Origin of the sequence: Stenotrophomonas sp. 2YAF22, assembly GCF_052114665.1 — a bacterium.
GTDB classification, from domain to species: Bacteria; Pseudomonadota; Gammaproteobacteria; order Xanthomonadales; family Xanthomonadaceae; genus Stenotrophomonas; species Stenotrophomonas indicatrix.
On sequence record NZ_JBFRFE010000786.1, the window covers coordinates 1 to 1,630 of the forward strand.

At 67.0% G+C, this 1,630-nt stretch carries 2 protein-coding genes; both read right to left on the reverse strand.

The window, feature by feature from the left end:
* Nucleotides 1–102: 102 nt before the first annotated feature.
* A complete protein-coding gene (locus tag AB4Y84_RS21110) occupies nt 103–1,035 on the reverse strand; it encodes an MBL fold metallo-hydrolase (protein ID WP_442244021.1) in 933 nt (310 codons plus the stop codon).
* 156 nt (nt 1,036–1,191) lie between these two features.
* Nucleotides 1,192–1,494, reverse strand: coding sequence for a hypothetical protein (locus tag AB4Y84_RS21115; protein WP_442244020.1), 303 nt, complete (start codon nt 1,492–1,494; stop codon nt 1,192–1,194).
* Nucleotides 1,495–1,630: the final 136 nt, after the last annotated feature.

The following is a 1,630-nucleotide window of genomic DNA, read 5'->3' on the forward strand; positions in this document are numbered from 1 at the left end:
TCACCAGAGTGTAACGTGGTCGTGACATCGCGGCGCAGCCTGGGCGCGCGTCATCCACGCGTGGCGTGGATCTACCCTCTTGCCGCCGCCAAGCACTGCGGGTCAGCGCGACGCGCGGTCCAGCCAACAGGCCAAGCCCTGTGCGTTGAGTTCGATATCCATCGCCATCACCTCGGTCACTGTGGCCAGGTCCAGTGCGCAGCCATGCTGCTGTGCACGCTCCAGGTACAGCGCCTGCAGCGCGGCCAGCAGGCAGCGATGACGGTCGGGACGTCCGTCGCACTGGCGGCCGATGGCCGCCATCGCATCGATCTGTTCGAACAGATCTTCGGCCAGCTTTTCGACCTGTTCGACACGACCGTAATGGGTCAGGTACATCGCCTGCGGTGCGTAACCGAGCATGCGCTGGATCGACGCCTTCATCGCTTCCGGGTCGAACTGCACCGGCGATGAGGTGGGGAAGATGAAAGCGCCCTGCGCGCTGTCCAGCTCGCGGTAGGAGATACCGAAGGTATCGCCGGTGAACCAGCTGCGGCTGCGCCCATCCCACACGCAGTAGTGGTGCAGCGCGTGCCCCGGGGTATGCAGCAGCACCAGCTCGCGGCCGGCCAGGTCGATGCGCTGGCCGTCGTCAGCCACCACCACGCGCTGCTCGGGAATCGCTTCGATGCGGCCATAGCTGCGCGCGATTTCCTCGGCGCCATAGACGGCGGTGGCCCCGGCGATCAATCGGGTCGGATCGATCATGTGCGGTGCGCCGCGCGGATGCAGCACTGCACGCGCATTCGGCAGCTGCTGCATCAGCAGGCCAGCGCCACCGGCATGATCCAGGTGCACGTGGGTCAGCAGCAGCCAGTCCACCGCCTCCACGCCCAGCCCGTTGTCGGTCAAGGCCTGCAGCATCGCCGGCACCGACAGGCCGGTACCGCAGTCGACGAACGCGGCACGACCGTTTTCGATGATCAGGTAAGCGGCATCGAAATCCGGCCGTTGGAAACCGGTATCGATGGTGTGGATGCTGGGATCGGCGGTCATCGACGCGCACCTGGCAGGATCGGGAACAGATGCCCATGGTAGGCGCGCCGGCATGGCGTGATCGATGCGGCTTTGGTCGGATGGAGCCGGCCGCTGGCCGGCAACCCCGGGTTAGCCAGTTGAATGCAGTTGCCGGCCAGCGGCCGGCACTACCGATCAGCTGCAGCGCAAAGCGAATCGCGGCCGCAGCAGCAGCGCCAGTACCAGCACCGCCAGGAACGCGCCATAGGCATACAGCACCGCCAGCACCTGCGGCCAGATCGGTCCGGCGCCCGGCTGTACCAGACCGATGTGGTGGCCCCACAGCATCGCCACGATGCTCAGGGCGAGCGCCAGCGCCAGGATGGCGCCATCGAACAGGCGTCGCCGCGCGGTACGCGGCTGGCGCGGAAACAGCCAGTACAAGCTGCCCAGCAGGATGAACCAGGGCAGGAACAGCAGCAGCGACAACCAGGCCATTGCAGACTCCATGTCATCGCGCCGAAGGCGCGCGCACATCATGCCATGGCCGCTGTTCCCGGGTAGTGCCGGCCGCTGGCCGGCATCCCCAGGCGCGCCGGGTGATTGCAGTTGCCGGCCAGCGGCCGGCACTACC